The sequence below is a fragment of the uncultured Methanobrevibacter sp. genome (assembly GCF_900316895.1).
Classification (GTDB): domain Archaea; phylum Methanobacteriota; class Methanobacteria; order Methanobacteriales; family Methanobacteriaceae; genus Methanocatella.
This window is the reverse complement of record NZ_ONER01000125.1, coordinates 1-3217: the sequence shown is the minus strand read 5'-3', so window position 1 is coordinate 3217 and position 3217 is coordinate 1. Positions and strand designations below refer to the sequence as shown.

Genomic DNA, 3217 nt, shown 5'->3' with positions numbered 1-3217 from the left:
TGTTTTATAATAAATTATTTAAAAGATTTTAAATAAATATCATATTATCTTACCTTTGGAGGAATAATATGAATAAAAGTGATTTGAAAAGAGATTATTTTATGCTTAAGGGTCCACTTGCCAAAAAAGGTTATGACTGGTGGTGGCATTCATTCACTGGTTACAATAAGAAAACCGGTGAGGCAAGACCATTTTTCATAGAATACTTTACATGCAACCCAGCTTTGGCTGAAGACGAACCTGTCCTTGGACAGGACCCTGAAAATCAAAAAACAGGCAAACAACCGTCATATTGTATGATTAAGGCGGGAGCATATGGTAAAGACCCAAAACAGATTCATAATTTTTACTCAATGAAATACTTCAACTGCCCTGATGATGAGCTGAACATCCAGGTGGGTGATTGCAGTTTGACAGAAACCCACATGAGCGGATTTTCAAGAGTGTCTGAAGAGGACGCCAAAAATCACCCTGAATACATGTCCGATGCAGGAGACATGATGTGGGATTTGGATATTGACAAGCAAATCACATTCAACGTAGGTTATGGTGCAAGCTCATTATTCAGAAAACTGAACTCATTCGAAATGTTCTGGCATGCAGAAGGAATCAAAACCCAATACAGCGGCACTGTCTGGCTCGATGGGGAAGAATATGAGGTTATTCCTGAAAAATCCTACGGATATGCCGATAAGAATTGGGGAGGAGACTTCACCTCACCATGGCTTTGGATTTCCTCATGTAATATAACAAGCCTTATCAGCGGTAAAAAATTGAATAACTCCGCATTTGAAGCCGGAGGTGGAAGGCCAAAGGCATTCGGTATTGAACTGCCTCGTAAGCTGTTAATAGGATTTTACTATGAAGGAAAAATGTATGAATACAACTTCGCCAGATTCTGGAATATGGTCAAAATAGACTTTGATTTCCAGGAAGGTGAAGACGTTCACACATGGCATGTTAATGCAAGCAACAGAAACTCAAGAATGGAACTGGTGCTTTACTGTAAACGTGATGAAATGATGCTTTTCAACTACGAAGCGCCAGACGGCAAAAAACGACACAACCGCCTATGGAATGGTGGAAGTGGATACGGAGAAATCAAGCTATACAAAAAGGACGGAACATTAATTGACCATGTTAAGATAGAAAATGCAGGATGTGAATATGGGGAGTATGATGACGAATGATATTCACAGACATAATTGCATTAATCATAGTATATGTTTATGTGGCGGTCATTTTCGTGATAGCGGAAATGGTTTTAAAGACAAGACCTGAAGTTTCACGTAAGTTTCTGCACATCATGGTAGGTAACATGATATTTGCCATGCCATTTTTCTCAGATCCTTGGGTAATGGTCTGGTTTTTAACACTGCCTATCACAATAGGGCTGTTCTTTTTAACTGAATACTCACCAATCAAAATAGAAAACAGCGTAACCGAATCAGGTCATGCATTGGGATTGTTTTTCTATGCACTGATTTGGACAGTATTGATTGCGGTATTTGCTACAATTGCACCTGCAAACGATCCTAAATACTACATATGGATTGTAGCATTGGCCATTGTTCCTATGGTATACGGTGACGGATTTGCAGCATTGATTGGTCAAAAATTCGGAAAAGTCAAATACACAGTGTTTGGAGGTACAAAATCTCTTGAAGGATCACTTACCATGTTTGTCATTACTTCCGTCATGAGTGTATTTGTCTGGATGGTTTTCACATCAATCGGTTGTGCAATGCCTGAATTCAATATTGTCAACATATTATTGATTTCAGCCGTAGCAACACTATGTGAAGCGTTCAGTTATGGTGGAATTGACAACTTGTCAGTTCCGGCAGTGACTGCAATTTTATATTATTTAGTAGCTGTATTATAGCTACTATTTTTAACATCTTTTTTTTGCATTTCAGTGGCCAATTTTTGCATCTTGGAAACATCGCCAAATAGCCATTTATATAGACTTTGCTTAAGTTATATTATCGAATGGTAAATAGGTGTAAAAAATGGATTTAAGACAAAGAGCTGAAAAAAGAGTGGATGCAAAAATCGAATTTCAAGAAAATCTATATAAATATTTAATCGTAAATGTATTAATAGCAATTATTTGCCTGTTATTCCTGCAAAGTTTTTGGCTATTGTTCTTTGTGATGATTTTTTGGGGATTTGACGTTTTAGATAAGTTTTTCAAAGCCTATTCCATTAAAGATTATCGAGAAGAAATGATTGAAAAGGAAATTTCAAAAATGGGTGAATAAGATGTCTGATAATTTATATAAAAGAGCTGAAGAAATAGTTGAGAAAAAAATAAAATTCTATAAGAATTTACAAGCATATATTATAGTTAATGCATTTTTAGCTATCATTAATTGGTTTTTCACACCGGAATTCTGGTGGGTATTGTTCCCTGTATTTTTCTGGGGAATAGGTGTTTTTAAAGATTTTTTGATGGCATTTGTATTTGTCGATAAGTTTAGTGATAATTACAGAGAACGTAAAATCCAAGAAGAAATGATGAAATTAAGTGATTAGACTATGAAGGTAAATTTATTTGTTTCAAGAGATATTGAAGAGCCTTATGCAGATATTCATACTAATGAACTGACGGATAACGTTGCAAAAGCCATGTCCATTCTGGAAAGTGATGATTCATCTGATATGGTTGCTGTAAAAAAGGGATCTGACATTGCACTTCTGCAGATGGATGAGATATTCATGTTCAGGGTTGAAGACAAGCAGGTCAAAGTGTATTCTGAAAATAGTGAGTATCTGATAAAAAAGCCATTATATCAGGTTGAAGAGACTTTAAGCAGTGATTTTGTAAGAATTTCAAAAGCCACTATCGTTAATCTTAAAAAAATTGAGCGTGTAGCCCCTTCACTTAAGGGGATGATGTTTATAGAGTTGAAAAATGGCTTAAAGGACAATATCTCAAGAAAATATTTGCCGGACTTTAAACAGGCTTTGGATTTGTAGGTGAGAAAATGAAAGTTGATTTGATTAAAAGATTGGCGATGGGTGCTTTTGTCGGCTGTTTTATCGTGATGCTTATTATGGTCTTAATTTCTTTACAGAGGGGTCCTCAAAATGTTCATTTTGATGGTGTGACAGTAATAAATGCATTTTTAGGTTCAATTGTTGTCGGTTGGGGATTTTCCCTGACAGGATTGATTTATGAAAGGGAGGATATCGCATTTCCTCTTCAAGTTGC

At 36.0% G+C, this 3217-nt stretch carries 6 protein-coding genes; all 6 read left to right on the top strand.

Going from position 1 to position 3217, the window contains the following annotated elements:
- Positions 1 to 68 precede the first annotated feature (68 nt).
- Positions 69 to 1190 (top strand): tocopherol cyclase family protein, encoded by a 1122-nt coding sequence (locus QZN27_RS09470; RefSeq protein WP_296786873.1) that lies wholly within the window; start codon positions 69 to 71, stop codon positions 1188 to 1190.
- Entirely contained in the window at positions 1187 to 1885 is a 699-nt protein-coding gene (locus QZN27_RS09465; RefSeq protein WP_296786871.1) for a diacylglycerol/polyprenol kinase family protein, read from the top strand. The genes QZN27_RS09470 and QZN27_RS09465 overlap by 4 nt, the downstream gene beginning before the upstream one ends.
- 127 nt (positions 1886 to 2012) lie before the next feature.
- On the top strand, positions 2013 to 2264 hold the full coding sequence (locus tag QZN27_RS09460) for a 2TM domain-containing protein (RefSeq protein WP_296786869.1): 252 nt from the start codon (positions 2013 to 2015) through the stop codon (positions 2262 to 2264).
- Between the two features lies 1 nt (position 2265).
- Positions 2266 to 2538 (top strand): 2TM domain-containing protein, encoded by a 273-nt coding sequence (locus QZN27_RS09455; protein ID WP_296786865.1) that lies wholly within the window; start codon positions 2266 to 2268, stop codon positions 2536 to 2538.
- A gap of 3 nt (positions 2539 to 2541) precedes the next feature.
- A complete protein-coding gene (locus tag QZN27_RS09450; RefSeq protein WP_296786862.1) occupies positions 2542 to 2982 on the top strand; it encodes a LytTR family DNA-binding domain-containing protein in 441 nt (146 codons plus the stop codon).
- 8 nt (positions 2983 to 2990) lie between these two features.
- On the top strand, positions 2991 to 3217 hold a 227-nt coding region (locus QZN27_RS09445; RefSeq protein ID WP_296786860.1), incomplete at its 3' end, for a DUF3021 family protein.